The organism is Methylorubrum subtropicum (assembly GCF_038442325.1).
GTDB lineage: Bacteria > Pseudomonadota > Alphaproteobacteria > Rhizobiales > Beijerinckiaceae > Methylobacterium > Methylobacterium subtropicum.
This window is the reverse complement of the sequence record NZ_JBBXMW010000020.1, coordinates 44,654-64,851: the sequence shown is the minus strand read 5'-3', so window position 1 is coordinate 64,851 and position 20,198 is coordinate 44,654. Positions and strand designations below refer to the sequence as shown.

Below are 20,198 nucleotides of genomic sequence, written 5' to 3'. Positions count from 1 at the left end.
GGTGCTGCGCAGCAGCCTCGAAGGAGGGCTCCAGGGATCGCGCGCTCCGCTGGAGCCCTCCTTCGAGGGCGCCGCTTCGCGTCGCCACCTCAGGATGAGGGGAGTGGGTGGGATCGTCGTATGGCGGCATCGTTTCGATCTCGAAGAGGCCGGCGCTCAAGCGCCCTTGAAGCCGCGCGCCTTGGCACGCGCCAGCGCGTCGGCGCGGGCCGCCTCCGAATCGAGCCGCCCCTGCGTCAGATTGTTGAGGCCGGTCAGTTCCTTGTTCCCGCCGAAGCCCGTGAGCGTCACGGTCTTGCGCTGGCCGGGCTCGAACCGCACCGCCGTGCCGGCCGGGATGTCGAGGCGAAAGCCCAGCGCCTTGGCCCGGTCGAAGTCGAGCGCCCGGTTGACCTCGAAGAAGTGGTAATGCGAGCCGATCTGCACCGGCCGGTCGCCGGTATTGGTGACATCGAGCGTCACCCGCGGGCGGCCCGCCGCGAGTTCGATGTCGCCTTCGAGCGGCAGGATCGCGCCGGGCTCCAGCGTGTCGGGCGCCGAGCCTTCCGCCGGGCGGATCGGCTCGTGCACGGTGACGAGCTTGGTGCCATCGGGGAAGACGCACTCGACCTGCAGGATCGGCATCATCGCCGCGATGCCGGGCATCACGTCCTCGGTCGTCAGGATCGTCGAGCCCCAGCCGATCAGGTCGGCGACCGTGCGCCCGTCGCGGGCGCCCTCCAGGATCTCGTCGGTGATGATCGCCACCGCTTCGGGATAGTTGAGCTTGAGCCCCCGCGCCCGGCGCTTGCGGGCGAGTTCGGCGGCCGTGAAGATCGTCAGCCGTTCGAGTTCGGTCGGCGTCAGCAGCATGGCTCCGTCCTTCTCAGTTCGCGAACAGCCGGAGTTCGGCCTGCGCTTGGCGCATCGCGGCGATCTCGATCAGCGGGGTGAAGCCGGTGAGCACGATGTCGTCGTGGGCCTCGACCGGCCGCTCCAGAATCCGGGCGATCCGCGGCAGCGCGCCGGAGAGCACGCGCTGCGCCTCGATGGCGCCGACCAGCCCGAGCCGCACCGCCGCCGAGGTGAGCCCGGCGGCAAACCCGTAGCCGGCAATGGAAGCCGCCTTCTCCTCGTCCAGCCCGAGGGCGCGCCACAGCGCCCCCTGCACCGTGGCGAGGTGCCCATGCAGCGTCCCGGCCCGCACCGCCGCGCGCATCTCGGCCGCGCCCGCCGTGCCGAGGCGGGCATGCGCCGCCAGCAGCGAGGCGCCGTTTCGCCGGCTCCCGATGCGCATCGGCTCCGCCAGCGAGGCCGCCTCGACCGCCGCATCCACCGCCGCCAACTGCTGCAGCGCCTCAGGCCCCGCCCGGTGGGCCAGCACCAGGGCGACCCGGTCGGTCCCGGCCCAGCGGAAGTCGAGCGCCGCCGCGACGGCCTTCGCCAGCTCGGCCTCACCGAGGCCGGGATCGTGCGCCGCCAAGCCCTCGATGCCGTTGGAAAAGGCGAAGCTCCCGCTCGGAAACGCGGCGTCGGCCTGCTGGAACGCGATCAGTTCCGCCAGCACCGGCTCAAGCCCTGTCCGTGTCTTTTGTCGGATCGACGACGGAATGGGCGACCCGGCCCTCCTCGACCAGCGCGCCGAGCCGCACGAGGTAGCTCTCGACCGGCCCCTCCAGCGCGACCAGCAGCGCCCCGTCCGCGAACCGCACCCGCCAATGCAGGTTGCCCGCATGGTAGCCGAGTTCGAGCGCATCCGCCGGACCCTTGGGCTCCAGCCGCAGCCAGCGCTCCGCGCCGACCCGAACCACGATGGCGCGGTTCTCTTCCAGCAACAGCACCGCCCCGTCGAACAACGCCTGATCCCGCGGCAGCGCCAGCGCGATCTCCTCACCCCCCGCGGTCACCGCCCGTAAGCGCCGCCGGGCGACGTCGGCCCCGTCCACCCGCAGGATGTCGACGGCGCCGTGATGGTCGAGGCGGTGCAGCCGCGCGGCGATCTCCCCATCCTGTCGGCTGCCGAGGATTTGTTGGATCATCCGCATGCTTTCGCGGCTCCGGCTTCGAGTGGGATCGGGTAGGCTTTCGCGATGAACCCGATGCGCGGCGCTCGTCCGGGCCCAGTATGGCACGAAGGCGCCGCCGCTTCGCATCATGCAGAGAATATAGTTTTCTTCCAGCGAAACACGCAACCGCCTCCATTCCCCCCGATGCCGCGTTCGTCCTAGCCCGGCCCCGCTTGCAATGATGGGGCCGTTTGCCGCTCGGCAGCGCCGTCCACGGCCGCCGAGAGACGCGCCGTCCCGAGGTGCCGGCCCCGACTGAATTTCACCGGCCGAATAGCGTTGAATCGACCTGCGTGCCGTCGCTGATCGCATCGTTCCATACCGGTATGCGGGGTTATTATAGTAAAATTGTACCGCTTCAGCTGGTTGTCAATTTTCATCCCACGCTTCTTTAACTTTTGATAGTCAGCGTGACGGTCACGCCAAGACAGAACACGCTCGGTCCGCGCATCATGCAGTCAATCGGGAGACAGGACGACCGGACCGAGCCGCGGAGATTCCGTAAACGGAGCCCGACGCGGCGACGGGTCTTCGGTCGCGGATCGCGCGGGGCCGGTGCTCACAACGGACGGGGGCGGTCGTGAGCGCGCTCGACATCACGGGCCCCCTTCGCCGCCTGCTCCGCTCCGGTCGGCCGACGGGATCGAGCCGCACCACCCTGATCGGGCTCTCGGCCTTCGCCGCCGGGCTGATCCTGCCGTTCATCGTCGTCTGCGCCCTGATCGGGCGCAGCTGGGTCGCCACCGAGGAGGGGCGGCTGACGGCGGCGCTCGCGTCCGTGGCCGACGTCGCGGCCAGCGACGTGGATCGCTTCCTCGACGACCGCCTCGCCATCCTGCGGGCGCTCGCCACCTCGCCCGCCCTCGACCACGACGACTTCGCCCGCTTCGAGCGGCAGGTGCGCGAACTGCCGGATCGCAACGGCATGGCGATCGTCCTGCGCGACGCCTCCGGCGCACCCGTCGAGATCGATGCGCCGCCGCACGTCTCCGACCTCATCGACGGCGCGGGCGGCGCCGCGCCCGTGGTCCGGCTCGACGTGCCGGTGGTGCGGGAGGGGCGCCCCCGCCTCGTCGTCAGCGCCGCCCTGGCACCCGCCGCCTTCGACGACGTGCTGCGCCGCAGCGGCCTCGGCGCGGAGCAGTTCGGCACCATCGCCGACCGGCAGGGCCGGGTGGTCGGCCGCTCCGACGCGAGCCCGATGCGCCTCGGGCAGGTGGTGCAGGGCTTCGCCGACCGCACCGGCGGGCGCGGGCTCTGGACCGGGATCGGCCCGTCGGGCCGGGAGGTCCGGATCGAGTACCGGCGGCTTCCCGGGACAGGCTGGCTCGTCAATGTCGGGATGACCCAGGCGGCCTTTCACGCACCCCTCGACCGCTCGCTCTGGGCGCTCGTGGGCTTGAGCGTCGCCCTCGTCCTCGGGGCGTTCCTGCTGACGCTGCCGATCGTCCGGCGCCTGCTGGCGGATCGGCGCGCCCTCGACGACGCCTCGCATCTCCTTCTGGTGGCGCAGCAGGCGGCGGGCGCGGGCGCCTGGGACTGGGACATCCGGGCCGACCGCATCAGCCTGTCCCCGGCGAGCGCCCGGCTGCACGGCCTGACGGTCGCCGAGGACGGGGACGAGGCGCCGATCGTGCTCTCGGTGGCGCAGTGGGAGGCGCGTCTCTTCGCCGAGGATCTCCCCGCAGTCTGGACGGCCGCCATGGACGAGGGCGTCGAGCAGGGCACGACGTTCCGGGCCGACTTCCGCGTCCGCGCGCCGAGCTTGCCCGCCGGCCTGCGCTGGGTCCAGACCATCGGCCGGGTGATCGCCGACCCGCAGACCGGCCAGCCGCTGCGGATGATCGGCCTCCACCTCGACGTGACGGCCCAGCACGACGCCGAGATGGCGCTGCGCACCAGCGAGGAGCGGCTGCGCGACAGCGAGGAGCGCTTGGCGCTCGCCCTCGACAGCGGCCAGGACGGCCTGTTCGACTGGGACGTGGCGGGCGGGGCGATCTGGCTCTCCCCCGGCTGGGTGACGAAGCTCGGCTACCGCTCGGACGAGGCGTGGCTGACCTTCGGCCTGTTCCTGACCCACGTGCATCCCGACGAGCAGGAGGCGGTCAACGCGCGCATCCAGGCGCATCTGACCGGCACGCTCGACACGTTCGAGCACGAGTACCGCCGCCGCCGCGCCGACGGTTCCTACGTCTGGGTGCTGATGCGCGCCCGCGTCGTCGGCCGCGGGCCCGACGGGCAGGGCCTGCGCATGGTCGGCACGCTGATCGACATTTCGCAGCGCAAGGAGGCCGAGCTGCGCATCGCGCATCTCGCGCTGCACGACACGCTGACCGACCTGCCCAACCGCAACCTGTTCCGCCAGCGCCTCGACCAAGCGCTGGCGCGCATCCGCTCGGCGCCCGGCCGCATCGCCGTGCTCGCCTGCGACCTCGACCGCTTCAAGGCCGTCAACGACACCTTCGGCCATCCGGTCGGCGACCGGCTGCTCTGCCTCGTCGCCGAGCGCCTGCGCACGTCCCTGCGCCGCGGCGACACCATCGCCCGGCTCGGCGGCGACGAGTTCGCCATGGTCCTGATCGACATCGAGAGCGAGGCCGATGCCGGCAGCGTCTGCGAGCGGATCATCGGCGTGGTGAACGAGCCGATCGTGCTCGACGGCGTCGCCATCGACATCGGCATGAGCGTCGGCGCCGCGGTGGTCTCAGGGGAGGGCACCGATGCCGAGGAGGTGTTCAAGCGGGCCGACACCGCGCTCTACCAAGCCAAGGCGGCGGGCCGGAACACCTATCGCCTGTTCGAGGCCGAGACCCACGCCCGCACCGCCACCCGCAGCCTGCTCGCCCTGGAGATGAAGGAGGCGATCCGGCGCGGCGACTTCTTCCTCGTCTACCAGCCGCTGATCGATCTCAAGACCAACGCGGTCGCGAGCTTCGAGGCGCTGATGCGCTGGCGCCATCCCGAGCACGGCCTGATCTCGCCCGGCGAGTTCATCCCGGTGGCCGAGGAGACCGGCCTGATCGTACAACTCGGCGCCTGGGCGCTGGCCGAGGCCTGCCGCGAGGCGATGCGCTGGCCCGAGCCCCTGCGGGTCGCCGTCAACGTCTCGGCGGTGCAGTTCCGTGGCAGCCTGGAGGCCTCGGTCCTGTCGGCGCTGGCGGGCTCCGGCCTCGCGGCGGGGCGGCTGAAGCTCGAAGTCACCGAGAGCCTGTTCCTCAACAACCCGGAGCAGGCGCTGGCCTGCCTGCACCGCCTGCGCGGGCTCGGCATCCGCATCGCGCTGGACGATTTCGGCACCGGCTACTCGTCCCTGAGCTACCTGCGCCGCTTCCCCTTCGACAAGATCAAGATCGACCGGGCCTTCGTGCAGGATATCGGCGACCCCGACGCCGCGGCGATCGTGCGCGCCGTGGTCGGGCTCGGCGAGCGCCTCGGCATGGGCATCGTCGCCGAAGGCGTCGAGACGGTCGAGCAGTTGGAGATCGTCCAGCGCGAGGGATGCACCGAGGTCCAGGGCTTCCTGTTCAGCCGCCCGCTGCCGGCGCCCGAGGCCCGCGCCTTCGCCGAGCGCCGCGACGTGCGGGCCGCGGCGTGACGCGGCCCGACCATGCCGACGCACGTTCCCGTGAAGATCTGTTCTCGGCCTCGCCCTGGGGTAATCGGGATAAGGCTTCGGTAAGCTGTCGGACCGAGTCTGCATCGGCCAATCGGGTGCGGTCGAAGTGATGGTGCGATTTCGCGAGTTGGTCTTCCCCCACGCCCTGGTCGGCTACTGCCTGCTGCCGGACGGGCGGGAATACGCCTGCTGCGCGAGCCGCCTGTCGCCGGTCGGGGCCGAGTTCCAGCTGAACGCGACGCTGGTGGCGGGCGACGCCGTCACCTGCCGACTCGACCGGGTCGGCCTCCTGCACGGCCACGTCACCGCGGCGTCGGAGAACGGCTTCACCATGGCCTTCGCCCTCACTGACGCCCGCCGCGAGCGGCTGGCCGCCCGCATCGCGTGGCTCTCGGCCAACGCCGACGGGCGCGTCGAGCAGCGCGCCGCCCCGCGCCTCGTCCCGTCCCGGCCCGAGGTCACCCTCGTGTTCGACGACGGCTTCCCCATCGACGGGCGCATCCTCAACCTCTCGCCGTTCGGCGCCGCCATCGCCCTCGACGGACGCCTGCGCCCGCTCGTCGGGCAGACCGTCAAGGTCGGCAAGCGCTACGCCCAGGTCGTCCGCATCCTCGAAGGCGGCCCGGAGCGGGGCATGGCGGTGCGCTTCCGCCTGCCGTTCACGCCGGAGACCTTCAACCCGTCGATCGTCCTGTGACGCTCTTGCGTCACCTGTAAGGAACGCTCCCGCTTGCATTCCGTTACCCTGGCCATCAGCCCCAGAGTCGTCGGCCCGAATGTATCAGGCCGGCGGCTCCGGGGTCCTGGTTTGCCGCGCATTCTTTCGACGAACCGGTCTCCCCTTCGTCGGAATGCGCTTTGAGGAGAGCGGCATGCGGATCATCGCGACGGCATCGGCCCTGACGGTCGTGACTTTGCTCAGCGTCGGAACGGCGGAAGCGAAGGGGTGCATCAAGGGAGCGATCATCGGCGGCGTCGCCGGGCATTACCTCGCCGAGCGCGGCGTGGTCGGTGCGGTCGCCGGGTGTCTGGCCGGGCGCGCGCTCGCCAATCGTCAGGCGCGGCGCCAGCGCGAGATCGATTACGGCTCCCGCGTCCAGCCCCGCGGCGCGGGCTACGGCGGCCCGCAGGGCTACGGCCAGCGCAGCTACGGCTACTGAGCGACACGGGGGCGCCGCGGCGCCCCCGCTTCGTCGATACGGCAACGCTCTTGCTTAGGTCTCCCCGCCATGGCCCTCTGGGTCTGCGGGGGACCAGCGATGACGACGCCTTCGACCACGCTCGACAAGAGCCTCAACGCCTTCCATCTCTGGGGCATCGCCGTCGGACTCGTCATCTCGGGCGAGTATTTCGGGTGGAGCTACGGCTGGGCTCAAGGAGGCACGCTCGGCTTCCTCGTCACCACGGTCGCGGTCGCCGCGATGTACGTGGCCTTCATCTTCAGCTTCACCGAACTCACCACCGCGATCCCGCAGGCCGGCGGCCCCTTCGCCTACGCCTTGCGCGCCTTCGGGCCCACGGGCGCGGCGATTGCCGGTTACGCCACGCTGATCGAGTTCGTGTTCGCCCCGCCCGCCATCGCGCTCGCCATCGGGGCCTATCTCAACGTCCAGTTCCCCGGCCTCGACCCGAAGCACGCCGCGCTCGGCGCCTATCTCGTGTTCATGGGCCTCAACATCGTCGGGGTGCAGATCGCCGCGACGTTCGAACTCGTCGTCACCGTGCTGGCCGTGGCCGAACTCTTGGTGTTCATGGGCGTCGTCGCCCCCGCCTTCAGCGTCACGAATTTCGTCGCCGGCGGCTGGGCCGGGCAGGACACGTTCAGTGTGAGCGCGCTCGGCGGCATCTTCGCCGCGATCCCCTTCGCGATCTGGTTCTTCCTCGCCATCGAGGGCGTCGCCATGGCGGCCGAGGAGGCGAAGGACCCCAAGCGCACCATCCCCATCGCCTACATCACCGGCGTGCTGACGCTGACCGTGCTCGCCTTCGGCGTGATGCTGTTCGCCGGCGCAACCGGCGACTGGAAGGCTTTGTCCGATCTGAACGATCCGCTGCCCCAGGCGATGAAGCGGGTCGTCGGCGAATCGAGCGGCTGGCTGCACATGCTGGTCTGGCTCGGCCTGTTCGGCCTCGTCGCCTCGTTCCACGGCATCATCATGGGCTATGCCCGCCAGATCTTCGCGCTGGCCCGCGCCGGCTTCCTGCCGGGCGCCTTCGCGCAGGTGCATCCCCGCTTCCGCACGCCCCACCGCGCCACCATCGCGGGCGGCGTCGTCGGCATCGCGGCGATCTACAGCGACAGCCTGATCAGCGTCGCCGGCCAGTCGCTCACCGCCAGCATCGTCACCATGGCGGTGTTCGGCGCGCTGACCATGTATGTGACCAGCATGCTCGCCCTGTTCCGCTTACGCCGCAGCGAGCCGTCGCTGGCCCGGCCCTACCGGGCGCCGCTCTATCCCTACGCGCCGGGCTTCGCGCTGGTCATGGCCGGCATCTGCCTCGTGGCCCTGATCGTCTACAACCCGCTGATCTTTGCCATCTTCGCCGCCGTCATGGTCGTCGCGGTCGGGCTGGCGCGGGTCGTCGCCAAGCCTGCGGCCGTGAAGCCGGTTTCGAGCTTCGATCCGGCGATCTAAACCCCGGACGACGATGAGACTTCCTCATCGTCGTCCGCCCGCGCGCGAGAAGCACGAACACTGGCGGCGGCGGTCGTCCGCCGGGCGCGTCGAGCCCGACCAAGGGTCGGGATCGATGCACAATGAGAAAAAGCCCATGCACATCGGTATCCTCGAAACCGGCTTCCCGCCGGAGCGGCTCGGCGGGCGCTTTCCCTCCTACGGCGCGATGGTCGAGGCCCTGATCGGCGACGGCCACGCCTACACGGGCTTCGACGTGACCGCGGGGCACTGGCCGGAGACGCCGAGCGCGTTCGAGGCCTACGTCATCACCGGCTCGCCCGCCTCGGTCTACGACGCGACGCCGTGGGTCGCCGACCTCCTCGCCTTCCTGCGCGACCTCGACCATTCGAAAAAGCTCGTGGGCCTGTGCTTCGGCCATCAGGCGCTGGCGCAGGCCTTCGGCGGCCGGGTCGAGCGCTCCGAGCGCGGCTGGGGCCTCGGGTTGCACGCCTACGACGTGATCGAGCGCGCGCCCTTCATGGACGAGGGCGGCTCCATCGCGATCCCCGTGAGCCATCAGGATCAGGTCGTGGCCCTGCCCCCCGGCGCGCGGGTGCTCGCGGGCAATACCTTCACCCCCTACGGCGTGCTGGCCTACGCCGACCGGCCCGCCCTCTCGTTCCAGTGCCACCCCGAGTTCCGCCCGGACTACGCCCGTGCGCTGACCGACGGCCACCGCGCGGGCGCGCAGAACCCGGCCCTGGTGCGCGACGCGCTCGCCTCGCTGGAGGGGCACGCGGACAACGACAGGGTCGCGGACTGGATTCGCCGCTTCCTGAAGTCGGATTGAGGGGGGCTTGGTGCGGGTAGAGGGAATCGAACCCCCACGCCTTGCGGCTGGCGATTTTGAGTCGCCCGCGTCTACCAATTCCGCCATACCCGCGACGCCCCCGCCTCATGGCACAGGCCGGGGGCTCAGGGCCAGCGCGAATTTTGCTCCGTCGCCACGCCCTCGCTTCCGCCGCCCTTCTGTGCTGAAAGGGCGGCGCTTTCCGCCAGCGGATGAGGATTCATGATCCGCCGTCTCTACGAGTGGATACTCGCGCTCGCCGCCAAGCCCTCGGCGCCCTACGCGTTGGGGGCCGTGGCGTTCGCCGAGAGTTCGTTCTTCCCCGTGCCGCCCGACGCCATGATGGTGCCGATGGCGGTGAGCCGGCCCGACCGGGTGTGGCTCTACGCCACCATCGCCACCGTCGCCTCCGTGCTCGGCGGGCTCGTCGGCTACGCCATCGGCGCGCTGCTGTTCGATTCGGTCGGCGTCTGGTTGTTCAACCTCTACGGGCTCGCCGACAAGGCCCAGACGTTCCAAAACTCCTATGCCACCTACGGGCATTGGGTGATCCTGCTCAAAGGTCTCACGCCGATCCCCTACAAGCTCGTCACCATCACCTCGGGCTTCGCGCATTACTCGCTGTTCTGGTTCACCGTCCTGTCGGTGGTGACCCGCGGGGCGCGGTTCTTCCTGCTCGCGTGGCTGCTCGGGCGCTACGGCGTCGGCATCCGCGCGGTGCTCGACCGGCACCTCAACGTGGTGGCCGGCCTGTTCGCCGCGGTGATCATTCTCGGCTTCGTCGCGTTCAAGGTGGTGCTGTGAGCCTGCGGACCGTCGCCCTTGCGCTCGCCGTCGCGGCGGTGGCCACCGTCGGCGCCGCGCTCGTGTTCGAGCACGGGTTCGGCTACGTGCCGTGCAAGCTCTGCCTGACCGAGCGGGTGCCGTATTACCTCGCAGCACCCTTGGCGATGATCGCCGCGTTCCTGCCGCCGCGGCCGGCGCGGTTTCTGCTAGGGCTCGTCGCGCTGGTGCTGCTCTACGGAGCGGGGCTCGGCGTCTATCACGCGGGCGCCGAATGGGAGTTCTGGCCCGGCCCGAGCGATTGCGGCGGCGGCTCGGGTGCGGGGCCGGCCGATGTCGGCGACTTCCTCAAGAGCCTGGAGAGCGTGCGCCCGGTCGATTGCACCGCCGCCGCGTGGCGTTTTCTCGGGATTTCGCTCGCCGGCTGGAACGCGCTGATCGCCGCCGCGCTCAGCCTCGTCGCGGCGGCGGCGGCGCTGGGCTTGGTTCAGCCCTCGACCGGGCCGCACCAGCCGGGCAGGTAGCCGGCCTCCGGCGACTTGGCGAAGCGCATCGCCCGCTCCAGGGCGGCGGAGAAGTCGTCGGCAATGATCTTCGGTTTGATCTTGCGTCTCAAAAAATCGGCCCAGAGGAACTCGCTGAACGGCGTGGTGTCCTTGGCGAAGCCTCCGGCGCGGCGCAGCTCGCCCGCGAGGCTGCGATAGGGGTCGTCGGCCAGCGCCGAGATTTTTTTCGGGATGTCCGAGAAGCTGACCCGGACGCCGCTGGCGTCGTAAGGGTGGACCCAGGACTTGTGGTCGGCCACCGTCCAGAACGCGTCCTTGCTGAGCTTGTGCAGGTCGGCCACCACCGTCACCAGCACGCTCTCGACGCCCTCCTCGTGCAGCGCGCGGGAGAGGTGGTGATGGTCGATGACGTAGTGGTGCTTCTTCGGCCCGAGCAGCACCGGGATCATGTGCGAGCCGAGGAAGGCCGCCTTCTTCTCCGCATCGTGTTCGCGCCAGCGCCGCCGCTTCTCCGCCACCTCGCGGTAGCCGACCGTCATCTGGGTCGGCCGCAATTCGGCGATCGGCACGGGTTTGAGCAGGGGTTCGCGCGGGGCCATCGTGGTTTCGTCCGTTGATCGTTCGATGGCAAAGCGAGTGCGCCCGGAGTCCGGCGGCAAGCGGCCGAGCTTCACATCTGTGTGAGTCTTACCCCTCGTAGCCGCCCATTGCGCAGACCAGGGCCCATTCCGCGTCCGTCACGGGCTGGACCGAGAGGCGCGAGTTGACGACGAGCATCATGGCCTTCAGCGCGTCCTCGGCCTTGATGGTGTCGAGGGGCACGGGGCGGGGCATCGGCGCCACGGCGCGGACATCGACCATGCCGAAGCGGCCGGTCTCGTCGGTGTGATCGGGATAGTACGGCTTGATCACCTCGACGATGCCGACGACGGCTTTGCCCTCGTTCGAGTGGTAGAAGAAGCCGCGCTCCCCCACCCGCATCGCCTGCATCTGCTTCTTGGCGAGGTGGTTGCGCACCCCGTTCCAGAACGTCCCGGCCTCGCCCGCCGCGACCTGCTGCTTCCACGACCAGGTCGAGGGCTCGGACTTGAACAGCCAGTGGGCCATGGGGGAGGGGGCTCCGTGGACGATGGCCCCGCTTACGGGAATTGCGGCTGGGCTTGAAGCGGGGTGGGAGTTCGGTCGGAGCTTCAAGTTTCTCTCGGCCGTCATTCCGGGGCGCCGAAGGCGAACCCGGAATCCACGACTGGCCGCGACAGCGCAGCTTCAGCCGGGCTCCGCGCATCACGGGTGGATTCCGGGTTCCGCTGCGCGGCCCCGGAATGACGGGGGTGGGTGAAGACGGGCGGTCGCTATCCGAGCGCGCGTTGCCAGTAGGTGAGGCTGTCCGCATTCACCGGCGTCCCCGCCGCCTGCACCCGCTTCATCACCAACTCATGAAAATCCCGCGCCGCATCCCGCCCGATCAGGTCGCGGAGCGCCGTGAGGATGCGGGTGATGCGCAGGTGGTTGTGATCGTAGGCGCGCAGCCAGCCGTCGGTGGACTCGTAGAAGCGGGCCATGCGGGCGGTCGCGGCGCGCAAGCCCTCGAGCGCCGCCGGGTCGGCGCGGACGGCCTCGGCTTCCGTCGGCGTCAGCACCGGGGCGCCGGGGACCGCGCGGCTCGCCTCGGGGAGGGGAAAGCACCACTGGATGAAGTCGTGCACGCCCTCGATGCGGGCGTCGTCGAAGGCGATGACGTCGGCGAGAAGCCGCCCGGCGCCGTCGCGGCCGGTGCCGGCGAGGAAGGCGTGGACCGGGCCGCTCACTCGACTTCCCCCTTCAGCGGGCGCGACAGCAGGCGGCTCATGGCGGCGTCGACCGTGAGGTCGCCCGCGACCACCGCGGCGACGGCTTCCGCCACCGGCATCTCGACCTCGCGGGCGCGGGCGAGGCCGACCAGCGCGGCGGCGGTGAAGGCGCCTTCCGCGAGCTTTCCGCCCGCGGCGTCCTCGGGCGTGGCGCCCCTGCCCAGCCGCTCGCCGAAGGCGAAGTTGCGCGATTGCGACGAGGAGGCGGTGAGCACGAGGTCGCCCAGGCCCGACAGGCCCATCAGCGTCTCGGCCCGTCCCCCGTAGGCGCGGGCGAAGCGCATCAGCTCGGCGAAGGCGCGGGCGATGAGCGCAGCGCGGGCGCTCTCGCCCAGCCCCCGGCCCGCGACGATGCCCGAGGCGATGGCGAGCACGTTCTTGCCCGCCCCGCCGATCTCGACGCCCCGCACGTCGTCGGTGTGGTAGAGGCGGAAGGCCGGGCCCGAGAGCAGGCCGGACAGGCGCGCGGCCTCGCGACCGTCGGCGCAGGCGAGCGTCACGGCGGTGGGCAATCCGCGGGCGACATCGACGGCGAAGCTCGGGCCCGACAGCACCGCGACCGGGCGCTCCGGCCCGATCACCTCGGCGGCGACCGCACTCATGAAGCTGTCGCTGCCGCGCTCGATCCCCTTGGCGCAGAGCACGATCGGCGCGTCGGGGCGCAGCACGGGGGCGAGCGTGCCGAGCACGCCGCGCAGCGTCTGGGCCGGGACGACGAGGAGCACGGTGGCGGCGCCCCCGAGCGCGCCGGTCTCGGTCGTCGCCCGCACGCCCTCGTGCAGGCCGATGCCGGGCAGGTAGCGGGCGTTGGCGCGGCTCGCCTGCATCTGCGCGGCGGACTGTTCGTCGCGCAGCCAGAGCGTCACCGGGTGCCCCGCGGCGGCGGCGGCGTTGGCGAGCGCCGTGCCCCAGGCCCCGCCGCCGATCACCGCGACGCCGCGCGCTCCTTCCGATGCCTGCTCCATCACGCACTCCGCCGGCCGTTTTTGGAGGGGGCCGTCGGCGCGACGGCTCCCGTACCGGAGCTAGATGTGCATCGCGCAAGCCTTGTCCATCGCCAATCGCCCGGGCCGGTCAGGCGGCGGTGGGGCCGGTCTCCAGCGGCGCGGCCTCGCGGGGGCGGATGTCCATCGGGTTGCCGCGCCAGACGATGGCCGTGCGGCCCCAGGCGCTGGCCCAGATCGCGGGCAGCAGGGCGTCGCGCACGAGGAAGGCTAGCACCAGGCGCGGCGAGCGGTGCCAGCCGGCCCGCACCGCGAGCGCGACTTCCGCGCCGTACCAGAGTGCGCCGGCCGCCGTCAGCAGGGCGGTCGCCTCCGCGGTACCGAGCGCGAGTGCGGCGAGCGTCAGCGGCAGCAGCGGGGCGATCCCGATCTCGGGGGCGAAGAACAGCGGGAAGGTGACCCGCCGCAGCCGCGCCCAGCGCAGCTGCCGCGACCAGACCTCGCTGAGCGTCCGCCGTCCGAGCGGCTGGCGGAACGGCGAGGCCACGAGATGGACCCGGCATCCGGCGGCGCGCACGAGCTTGGTCGCCGCCGCGTCCTCGGCGATCTCGGCGTTCAGCGCACGGATGCCGCCGCGCGCGTCGAGGAACGGCTTGTTCCACAGCATGCTCTTGCCCTGAGCAAAGCCCAGGCCCAGCGCCTCGCCGGCATATTGCCAGCGCGCCTGGAGGGTGTTGAGGAAGGCGCATTCGACCAGCGCAAAGAACCCGTCCGGCCGGTCGCCGATCGGCGTCGAGCAGACGAGGCCGGTGTCGGGGCGCCACGCCGCCTGCATCTGCTGAATGTAGTCGGGGGGCATCATCACGTTCGAATCGGCCAGGATCACCCAGTCGTGGGCTGCGGCGTCCCAGCCGCGGACGCAGTTGTTGAGCTTCGGGTTGCCGCCGATGCGCTCGTCGCCGAGGATCAGCCGCGAGGGGATGTGCGGGTACTCCGCCCGCATCCGCTCCAGCAGGGGCAGGATCGGGTCGGCGGCGTCGGCCACGCAGAAGATCAGCTCGTAGGCCGGGTGATCGAGCCGGAAGCTCGCTCGCAACGTCTCCTCGCTGAAGGCCTCCAGGCCCCGCAGCGGGCGCACCACCGAGACGGGGGCGTTGGCCGGAAACGCGGGAGAGCGGCGCCGTCGCCCGATGCGGAGCATCGCCACCGCGAGGCTCGCGAGGTTGACGAGCACGAGCGCGAGGACCGCCCAGAGGGCAAGGGTCGCGAGCGTGCCGCTCTCCGGCAAGGCGGCCATGCGAGGCGTCTCCGAACATGCGGCATCGGGCGCCGGGTCGCGCCCCTTCACGCCCGTAGCAGCGCGGCCTTATCAGGCGTGTGACACCCTCTTCCGAAGGCGTGCCCGTGCTGCCGATCGTGTTCCATCCGGCCTACGAGGCCGCCCTGCCGGAGGGCCACCGCTTTCCGATGCGCAAATACGGCCGGCTCGCCGAGATTCTCGCCGAGCGCGGGCTGGCGCCGGACGGCTTCGTGACGCCGGAGCCCGCCGACGCCGCCTTGCTGTCGGGCGCGCACGATCCCGCTTACGTCGAGGCGGTGCTGACCGGGCAGGTGCCGCGGGCGGTCGAACGCGCCATCGGCCTGCCGGTGACGGAATCGGTGGTCGCCCGCTCCCGCGCCTCGTCGGGCGGCACGCTCTGCGCCGCGCGGCTTGCCCTCAAGCACGGGCTCGCGGGCAGCACCGCGGGCGGCAGCCATCACGCCCGGCGGGCCGGCGGGGCGGGGTTCTGCGTGTTCAACGACGTGGCGGTGGCCTCCCTCGCGCTCAAGCGGGAGGGGCGCATCCGCCGGGCGCTGATCGTCGATCTCGACGTGCATCAGGGCGACGGCACCGCCGATTGTCTGGCCCGCGAGCCCGACCTGTTCACCCTCTCGATCCATTGCGAGCGCAACTACCCCATCGACAAGGTGCCGGGCGACCTCGATATCGGCCTGCCCGACGGGCTCGGGGACGCGGAGTATCTGGCGGTGCTGGCGGCGCGCCTACCGCCGCTGGTCGAGGGGTTTTCACCCGACCTGATTTTTTTCAACGCCGGCGTCGATCCCCACCGCGACGACCGCCTCGGCCGGCTTGATCTCACCGACGACGGGCTTCTGGCCCGCGACCGCTTCGTGGTCGGCCTGGCGAAGTCGAAAAAAGTTCCGCTCTGCTCGGTGGTCGGCGGCGGCTACGGCAGCGATGTGGACGCCATCGCGGCGCGGCATGCGCTGGTGTTCGAGGCGATGGCGGGACTGGCGTAGCGCTTCCGGTCGGCCGCTCCGGTTTCGCTTCACATCGTCATTGCGAGGCGGAGCCGAAGCAATCCAGAGCGCGACGATGCAAGCGTTGGCGAAACGGCGATGTCGGCAGCCCGTTTCAGCCGCGCGCCTCGTTCGGATGGTACGGAGCGCTGAATTGCGTCAGTTCCGCCTCGCAATGACGGGGTGGGCGATCGGAGACCGATCGGACCAAGCAAAAACCCTCACGCCGCGCTCGCCTGCGGCAGCGCCCGCCGGGCGTTGAGCGGGATGCTCTCGATCAGCGCCGGCACCTCCCGCGCGGGGCGGGCCGGGCTGTAGAGGAAGCCCTGCGCGCTGTTGCAGCGCTTGAGCCGCAGGAGTTCCGCCTGCTGCACCGTTTCCACGCCCTCCACCGTGACGTCGATGGCGAGATCGCGGGCGATCACCATGATCGCCTCGATCACCGTGAGGCATTCGCGGCGGGTGATGAGGTCGCGCACGAAGGCGCGGTCGATCTTGATCTTGTCGACGGGAAACTGGGTCAGGTAGCTCAGCGACGAGAAGCCGGTGCCGAAATCGTCGAGCGCGATGCGCACGCCGAGCGCCCGCAGGCGGCGCAGGTTGTCGAGGACGTTGGGGGTGCTGCCGAGGAAGATCGTCTCGGTGATCTCGATCTCCAGGCGGTCGGGGGCGAGCCCAGTCGCCCGCAAAGCCGCCTCGACCTCGGCGACGAAGCCCGGCAGGCGGAAGTGGATCGAGGAGATGTTGACCGCGACCCTTAAGCCCTCGGGCCAGCCCGCGGCCTCCTGGCAGGCGGTGCGCAGCGCCCAGCGGCCGATCTCGATGACGAAACCGGTGCTCTCGGCGATCGGCACCGTCTCGGCGGGCGAGACCGGCCCTTCCCCCGGCCGGGTCCAGCGCAACAGCGCCTCGAAGCCGACCACGCGGCTGTCGGCGAGGTTGACCAGCGGCTGGTAGTGCAGGGCCATCTCGCCGTTCTCCAGGCCTGAGCGCATCGCCGCGTCGAGTTCGCGGTGGCGCTGGGCCCGACGCTCCAGGCTTGCGTCGAAGGCGTGCCAGCGGCCCTTGCCGGATTCCTTGGCGGTGTAGAGGGCGAGATCCGCCTTTCGCAGCAGGCTCTCGGGATCGGTCGCGTCGCGGGGCGCGTGGGCGAGGCCGACGCTGACGCCGATCTCCGCGCGCACGCCCTCGATCCAGTAGGGCTCACCGAGCGCCACGACGCAGGCCTGGGCCAGGATTTCGGCCGCCTCGACGGGGCCGCGATGCAGGATCGCGAACTCGTCGCCGCCCAACCGGAAGCCGTGGGCCGAGGGCTCGGCGGCCGTGACGGCGCGGATGCGGTCGGCGACCTGCCGCAGCAGCGCGTCGCCCGCGCCGTGGCCGGCGCTGTCGTTGACGAGCTTGAACCCGTCGAGGTCGAGGTAGAGCAGGCTCGCGGGCGTCCCGCCGGGCTCGGCGGCCGCGCCGCAGGCGGTCTGGGCGATGTCGTGGAACATCGCCCTGTTCGACAGGCCGGTGAGGGTGTCGCGGGTGGCCAGATACGCGATCCGCTCCTCGGCGGCCCGGCTCGCGGTGACGTCCGAGCCGACGCCACGGAAGCCCGCGAAGGCGCCCCGCCGGTCCTGGAACGGCTTGCCGGAGAGCCGCAGCCAGCGCAGGCCCTCGCCGTCCGCGAAGGCCACGAGCTTTTCGCGGAACGGCTCGCGGGCGGTGAGACAGGCCAGGATCTCGGCCACGCCATCCCCGTCCTGCCCGCCGCCGCCGAGCAGCGTCGCCAGCGAGGTCGCGTGCAGGTCCGCCTTCGGGCGGCCGAGCGCCTGCGCCATCCGGGTCGAGACGTGCTGCAGCCCGCCTGCCTCGTCGGTCTCCCACAGCCAGTCGCTGGTGTTGGCCTCGAACTCGTTGAGCAGGAGGCCGATGGTCTGGCCCTGGTCCTCGACGCGCACCCGGTCGTGGATGCGCTCCAGCGACAGCCGGCTCATCCGCGCCACGCTCGCCAGCACGAACACCGCGTAGACGACGAGCAGCACGCCGATGCTGACCGCGATGGCCTCGCCCGAGCGGGCGAGCCCGGCGAAGCTGCCGAGGATCAGCGGCACCGCGAACAGGAACGAGACCGACAGCAACGGCCCGACCACGTAGGCGTCCGAGATCAGCCCGGCGGCGGTGGCGACGATGATCAGGCGCTGGTCGGCGCTGGCCGGCGCGAACAGCATGATCGGCATCGTCGCCCAGGTGAGCCCCAGCGCCAGCGCGAGCCCCGCCGAGATACGGTAGCCGAGCGCGACGCCGACCTCCGACACCCCGTCGGTGTAGAGCCGGCGGTAGAGCCGGTTGGTGTAGATCGTCAGCCCGATGATCGCCGTCACCACAGCGAACAACCCGGCGAGGTAGAGCCGCGGGGCGGAGTCCCAGAACAGGATCGGAAGCACCACCGCGACGGCGAAATGCGTGACCGCGGAGATGTTGGCGAGCTTCAGGGTCTCGTCGAGGAGGTCGGCCCTCACTTGCAGTCGGTAGCGCTCCGGCGGCGCCTCGGCGACCGCCCAGCGCAGCCGGCGCGCGAGCCAGCCGCCCTTCGCCCCGGCCCTTTCGCGTACGGCGTCAGCCGGCATGGCGCGCCACCACCCGCATCGGGATGCCGCCGCGGGGCCGCAGGGTGACCCGGAACTGCGCCTCCGGCATCTCGGCCCGCTCCGGCACGAAGCGGAGCGCGGGCAGCAGGGTGGCCAGCACCACGAGGCATTCGGTGAGCGCGAGCCCCATGCCGATGCAGACCCGCGGGCCGGCGCCGAACGGCAGGTAGGCGTAGCGGTCCCGGCCCGCATGGATCGCCGGGGCGAAGCGGTCGGGATCGAAGGCGTCGGGCCGGTCCCACAGGCCGCGGTTGCGATGCAGCGCGTAGACCGGCACGTGGACCGACTCGCCCGCCGGAATCCGGGTCTCGCCGAGCCGCACCTCTCGGGTCGTGCGCCGCACGATCAGGGGCGCGGGCGGATAGAGCCGCATCGCCTCCATCACGACCTGCCGCGTGTAGGTCAGGCGCTCGACCCCGTCCGGGCTCTGGCTGAGCGAGGCGGGAAGACCGGCGATCTCGGCCAGCATCTTCGCCTGCACCTCGGGGCGGTCGGCGATCAGCCGCAGGGTCCAGGCGAGCGCGAGCGCCGTGGTCTCGTGGCCGGCGGCGACGAAGGTGAGGAGGTTGTCGATCAGTGCCTCCTCGGACAGGCCGTGGCCGGTCTCGGGATCGCGCGCCTCCAGCAGAAGGCCGAGCAGGTCGCGGCCGGGTTCGCCGCGGGCGCGGCGGCGGGCGACGGTGCGGGCGGTCTCGCCCCGCAGGAAGCGCGCGGCGGCGGCGCCCCGGCGAGCGCCCGGATGCGGCGTCCATTCCGGCGCGCCGAGATGGGCGAGCGCGATCTTCCACTGCGTCTGCGACAGGTAGGCGTCGATGGCCCGGCCGAAGGCGCCGACCTCCATCTCGGAATCGCCCGAGATCATCGTGGCGACGATGATCTCGAAGGCCGTGCGCATCAGCTCCGGCAGGATGTCGGCGGCAGGCGCGTCCTGTGCGGTTTCCTGCCAGCGCGCGCGCCCGGCCTCCGCCGCCGCCGCGATGGCGGGCACGAAGCCGCGGATGCGGTCGGGCCGGAACATCGGGGCCGCGGTCCGCCGCTGCCCGCGCCAGAACGCGCCGTCCGCCGTGAGGATGCCGCGCCCCAGCGCGGGCGAGAGCGCCCGCAGCATGAAGGTCTCGCGCTCCAGCGCATCGGCCTGATCGACCAGCAGGCTGCGGATCAGGCCCGGCTCGCAGACGAAGGTGGTGCGCCGGCCGAGGAACCGGGTGGCGACGGCGGGCTGCGCGTACACCTCCTCCGGCCACGCCTCGATCATGCTGCGCAGCATCGTCGCCAGCAGTGGCGGCACCGTCAGGGCCTCGGCGAGGGCGCCCTTCAACGAGGGCGGGCGCTGGTCGCAGAGACGGAATGTGGTCGATGCCGATGCCATCGCTCCCTCCGATGGCGATCAGTAGCTGCCCCAACCATAAAGAATGCCTTAATCGGCGCTGTTCTTCATCGTTGAGGTTGTTGATCGACAGTTCTTCGATGAATTAACCATCACAGGATGGTATAGTGGTCGAATGCTGTCGGCCCGGTGCGACATCTTTGCCGTTCACGCCTTCGCCACCGTACCGGCGCGATCGACCTGCGCCTCCGGGCGGCTGTCGGTGGTGGCGTAATAGGGCTTGATGTCGAGGAGCGGCGTGCCGTCGATGCAGTCGAGCCCGCGCACGCGTAAAGTGCCGTCCTCGATGCCGAGCAACTCGACCACCGAGAGCGCGATCGGGTTCGGGCGCGCGGGCGAGCGCAACGAGAAGGTGCCGCGGCTGCCCTCGGCGTGGCGCGGATGCTGGCGCACGAGGTCGCGGGCGGCCCGGTCCATCCAGTAGAGCACGATCAGGTGGGTCGCCCCGTTCACGTTCTGGAGGCCGGGGCGATAGGGCGGATCGACTTCGAGGGTGCAGACCGCGTCGGTCTGGCGCCCGTTCTTCGGGCACTCGGCCCGGCTGCTCCACGGCGTGCGCACCCGGCCGATGAAGTAGAGCCCGGCATCGTAGGACTCGGGGAGCGTCACCGTCTCCTCGCCGGGGCGGCGCTCGGCTTGCTCGTGCATCCACGTCTCCTTGC

19 protein-coding genes and 1 tRNA gene are annotated in these 20,198 nt (G+C 71.2%); 8 read left to right on the top strand and 12 right to left on the bottom strand.

The genetic code is table 11. The features are described 5' to 3' along the window. Positions 1-156 precede the first annotated feature (156 nt). Genes AAHG03_RS22045 through ureE form a run of 3 tightly spaced genes read right to left on the bottom strand, consistent with a single transcriptional unit; the run spans position 157 to position 2,024 of the window. Positions 157-852, bottom strand: coding sequence for an urease subunit gamma (locus tag AAHG03_RS22045; protein WP_342153224.1), 696 nt, complete (start codon positions 850-852; stop codon positions 157-159). Between the two features lie 13 nt (positions 853-865). Then, complete coding sequence (locus AAHG03_RS22040) at positions 866-1,546, bottom strand: urease accessory protein UreF (protein ID WP_342153223.1); 681 nt, start codon at positions 1,544-1,546, stop codon at positions 866-868. A 4-nt stretch (positions 1,547-1,550) separates the two neighbouring features. Beyond that, on the bottom strand, positions 1,551-2,024 hold the full coding sequence (gene ureE / locus AAHG03_RS22035) for an urease accessory protein UreE (RefSeq protein ID WP_342153221.1): 474 nt from the start codon (positions 2,022-2,024) through the stop codon (positions 1,551-1,553). Positions 2,025-2,625: 601 nt separating this feature from the next. Between ureE and AAHG03_RS22030 the strand changes: the two genes are divergently transcribed. From AAHG03_RS22030 to AAHG03_RS22010, 5 genes are all read left to right on the top strand, one after another. After that, positions 2,626-5,640, top strand: coding sequence for a bifunctional diguanylate cyclase/phosphodiesterase (locus AAHG03_RS22030; protein WP_342153219.1), 3,015 nt, complete (start codon positions 2,626-2,628; stop codon positions 5,638-5,640). Between the two features lie 130 nt (positions 5,641-5,770). Beyond that, on the top strand, positions 5,771-6,358 hold the full coding sequence (locus tag AAHG03_RS22025) for a PilZ domain-containing protein (RefSeq protein WP_342153218.1): 588 nt from the start codon (positions 5,771-5,773) through the stop codon (positions 6,356-6,358). Between the two features lie 175 nt (positions 6,359-6,533). Continuing rightward, entirely contained in the window at positions 6,534-6,821 is a 288-nt protein-coding gene (locus AAHG03_RS22020) for a hypothetical protein (protein WP_342153217.1), read from the top strand. 99 nt (positions 6,822-6,920) lie between these two features. Then, positions 6,921-8,297, top strand: coding sequence for an ethanolamine permease (gene eat, locus AAHG03_RS22015; RefSeq protein ID WP_342153216.1), 1,377 nt, complete (start codon positions 6,921-6,923; stop codon positions 8,295-8,297). Positions 8,298-8,433: 136 nt separating this feature from the next. Next, the gene (locus tag AAHG03_RS22010; RefSeq protein WP_342153215.1) at positions 8,434-9,129 is read left to right on the top strand and encodes a glutamine amidotransferase-related protein; all 696 of its coding nucleotides are present in this window, start codon (positions 8,434-8,436) and stop codon (positions 9,127-9,129) included. A gap of 8 nt (positions 9,130-9,137) precedes the next feature. Here AAHG03_RS22010 and AAHG03_RS22005 read toward each other — a convergent pair. Further along, positions 9,138-9,222, bottom strand: a tRNA-Leu gene (locus tag AAHG03_RS22005). Between the two features lie 129 nt (positions 9,223-9,351). On the opposite strand from AAHG03_RS22005, the gene AAHG03_RS22000 reads away from it, so the two are divergent. Beyond that, positions 9,352-9,933, top strand: a complete 582-nt coding sequence (locus tag AAHG03_RS22000) for a YqaA family protein (RefSeq protein ID WP_342153213.1) — start codon at positions 9,352-9,354, stop codon at positions 9,931-9,933. Further along, positions 9,930-10,436: a disulfide bond formation protein B gene (locus tag AAHG03_RS21995; RefSeq protein ID WP_342153211.1), complete on the top strand. Its 507-nt coding sequence runs from the start codon at positions 9,930-9,932 to the stop codon at positions 10,434-10,436. The genes AAHG03_RS22000 and AAHG03_RS21995 overlap by 4 nt, the downstream gene beginning before the upstream one ends. Here AAHG03_RS21995 and AAHG03_RS21990 read toward each other — a convergent pair. From AAHG03_RS21990 to AAHG03_RS21970, 5 genes are all read right to left on the bottom strand, one after another. Continuing rightward, the gene (locus AAHG03_RS21990) at positions 10,400-11,017 is read right to left on the bottom strand and encodes a ParB-like protein (protein WP_342153210.1); all 618 of its coding nucleotides are present in this window, start codon (positions 11,015-11,017) and stop codon (positions 10,400-10,402) included. The genes AAHG03_RS21995 and AAHG03_RS21990 overlap by 37 nt on opposite strands. Positions 11,018-11,105: 88 nt before the next feature. After that, positions 11,106-11,525, bottom strand: a complete 420-nt coding sequence (locus AAHG03_RS21985) for an EVE domain-containing protein (RefSeq protein ID WP_342153209.1) — start codon at positions 11,523-11,525, stop codon at positions 11,106-11,108. A gap of 245 nt (positions 11,526-11,770) precedes the next feature. After that, positions 11,771-12,226, bottom strand: a complete 456-nt coding sequence (locus AAHG03_RS21980; RefSeq protein ID WP_342153208.1) for an opioid growth factor receptor-related protein — start codon at positions 12,224-12,226, stop codon at positions 11,771-11,773. Continuing rightward, on the bottom strand, positions 12,223-13,233 hold the full coding sequence (locus AAHG03_RS21975) for an NAD(P)H-dependent glycerol-3-phosphate dehydrogenase (RefSeq protein ID WP_342153206.1): 1,011 nt from the start codon (positions 13,231-13,233) through the stop codon (positions 12,223-12,225). The genes AAHG03_RS21980 and AAHG03_RS21975 overlap by 4 nt, the downstream gene beginning before the upstream one ends. Before the next feature lie 109 nt (positions 13,234-13,342). After that, the gene (locus tag AAHG03_RS21970) at positions 13,343-14,509 is read right to left on the bottom strand and encodes a ceramide glucosyltransferase (RefSeq protein WP_342153204.1); all 1,167 of its coding nucleotides are present in this window, start codon (positions 14,507-14,509) and stop codon (positions 13,343-13,345) included. A 107-nt stretch (positions 14,510-14,616) separates the two neighbouring features. Between AAHG03_RS21970 and AAHG03_RS21965 the strand changes: the two genes are divergently transcribed. Beyond that, positions 14,617-15,513: a histone deacetylase family protein gene (locus AAHG03_RS21965; protein ID WP_342153203.1), complete on the top strand. Its 897-nt coding sequence runs from the start codon at positions 14,617-14,619 to the stop codon at positions 15,511-15,513. Positions 15,514-15,734: 221 nt separating this feature from the next. On the opposite strand, the gene AAHG03_RS21960 is transcribed toward AAHG03_RS21965, so the two are convergent. The 3 genes from AAHG03_RS21960 to tsaA all read right to left on the bottom strand — a co-directional run bounded on the left by AAHG03_RS21960 (position 15,735) and on the right by tsaA (position 20,184). Beyond that, positions 15,735-18,128, bottom strand: a complete 2,394-nt coding sequence (locus AAHG03_RS21960; RefSeq protein ID WP_342153202.1) for a putative bifunctional diguanylate cyclase/phosphodiesterase — start codon at positions 18,126-18,128, stop codon at positions 15,735-15,737. After that, positions 18,118-19,518, bottom strand: a complete 1,401-nt coding sequence (locus AAHG03_RS21955; protein ID WP_342153201.1) for a cytochrome P450 — start codon at positions 19,516-19,518, stop codon at positions 18,118-18,120. The genes AAHG03_RS21960 and AAHG03_RS21955 overlap by 11 nt, the downstream gene beginning before the upstream one ends. A 165-nt stretch (positions 19,519-19,683) precedes the next feature. Continuing rightward, a complete protein-coding gene (gene tsaA, locus AAHG03_RS21950) occupies positions 19,684-20,184 on the bottom strand; it encodes a tRNA (N6-threonylcarbamoyladenosine(37)-N6)-methyltransferase TrmO (RefSeq protein ID WP_342153200.1) in 501 nt (166 codons plus the stop codon). Positions 20,185-20,198 lie beyond the last annotated feature (14 nt).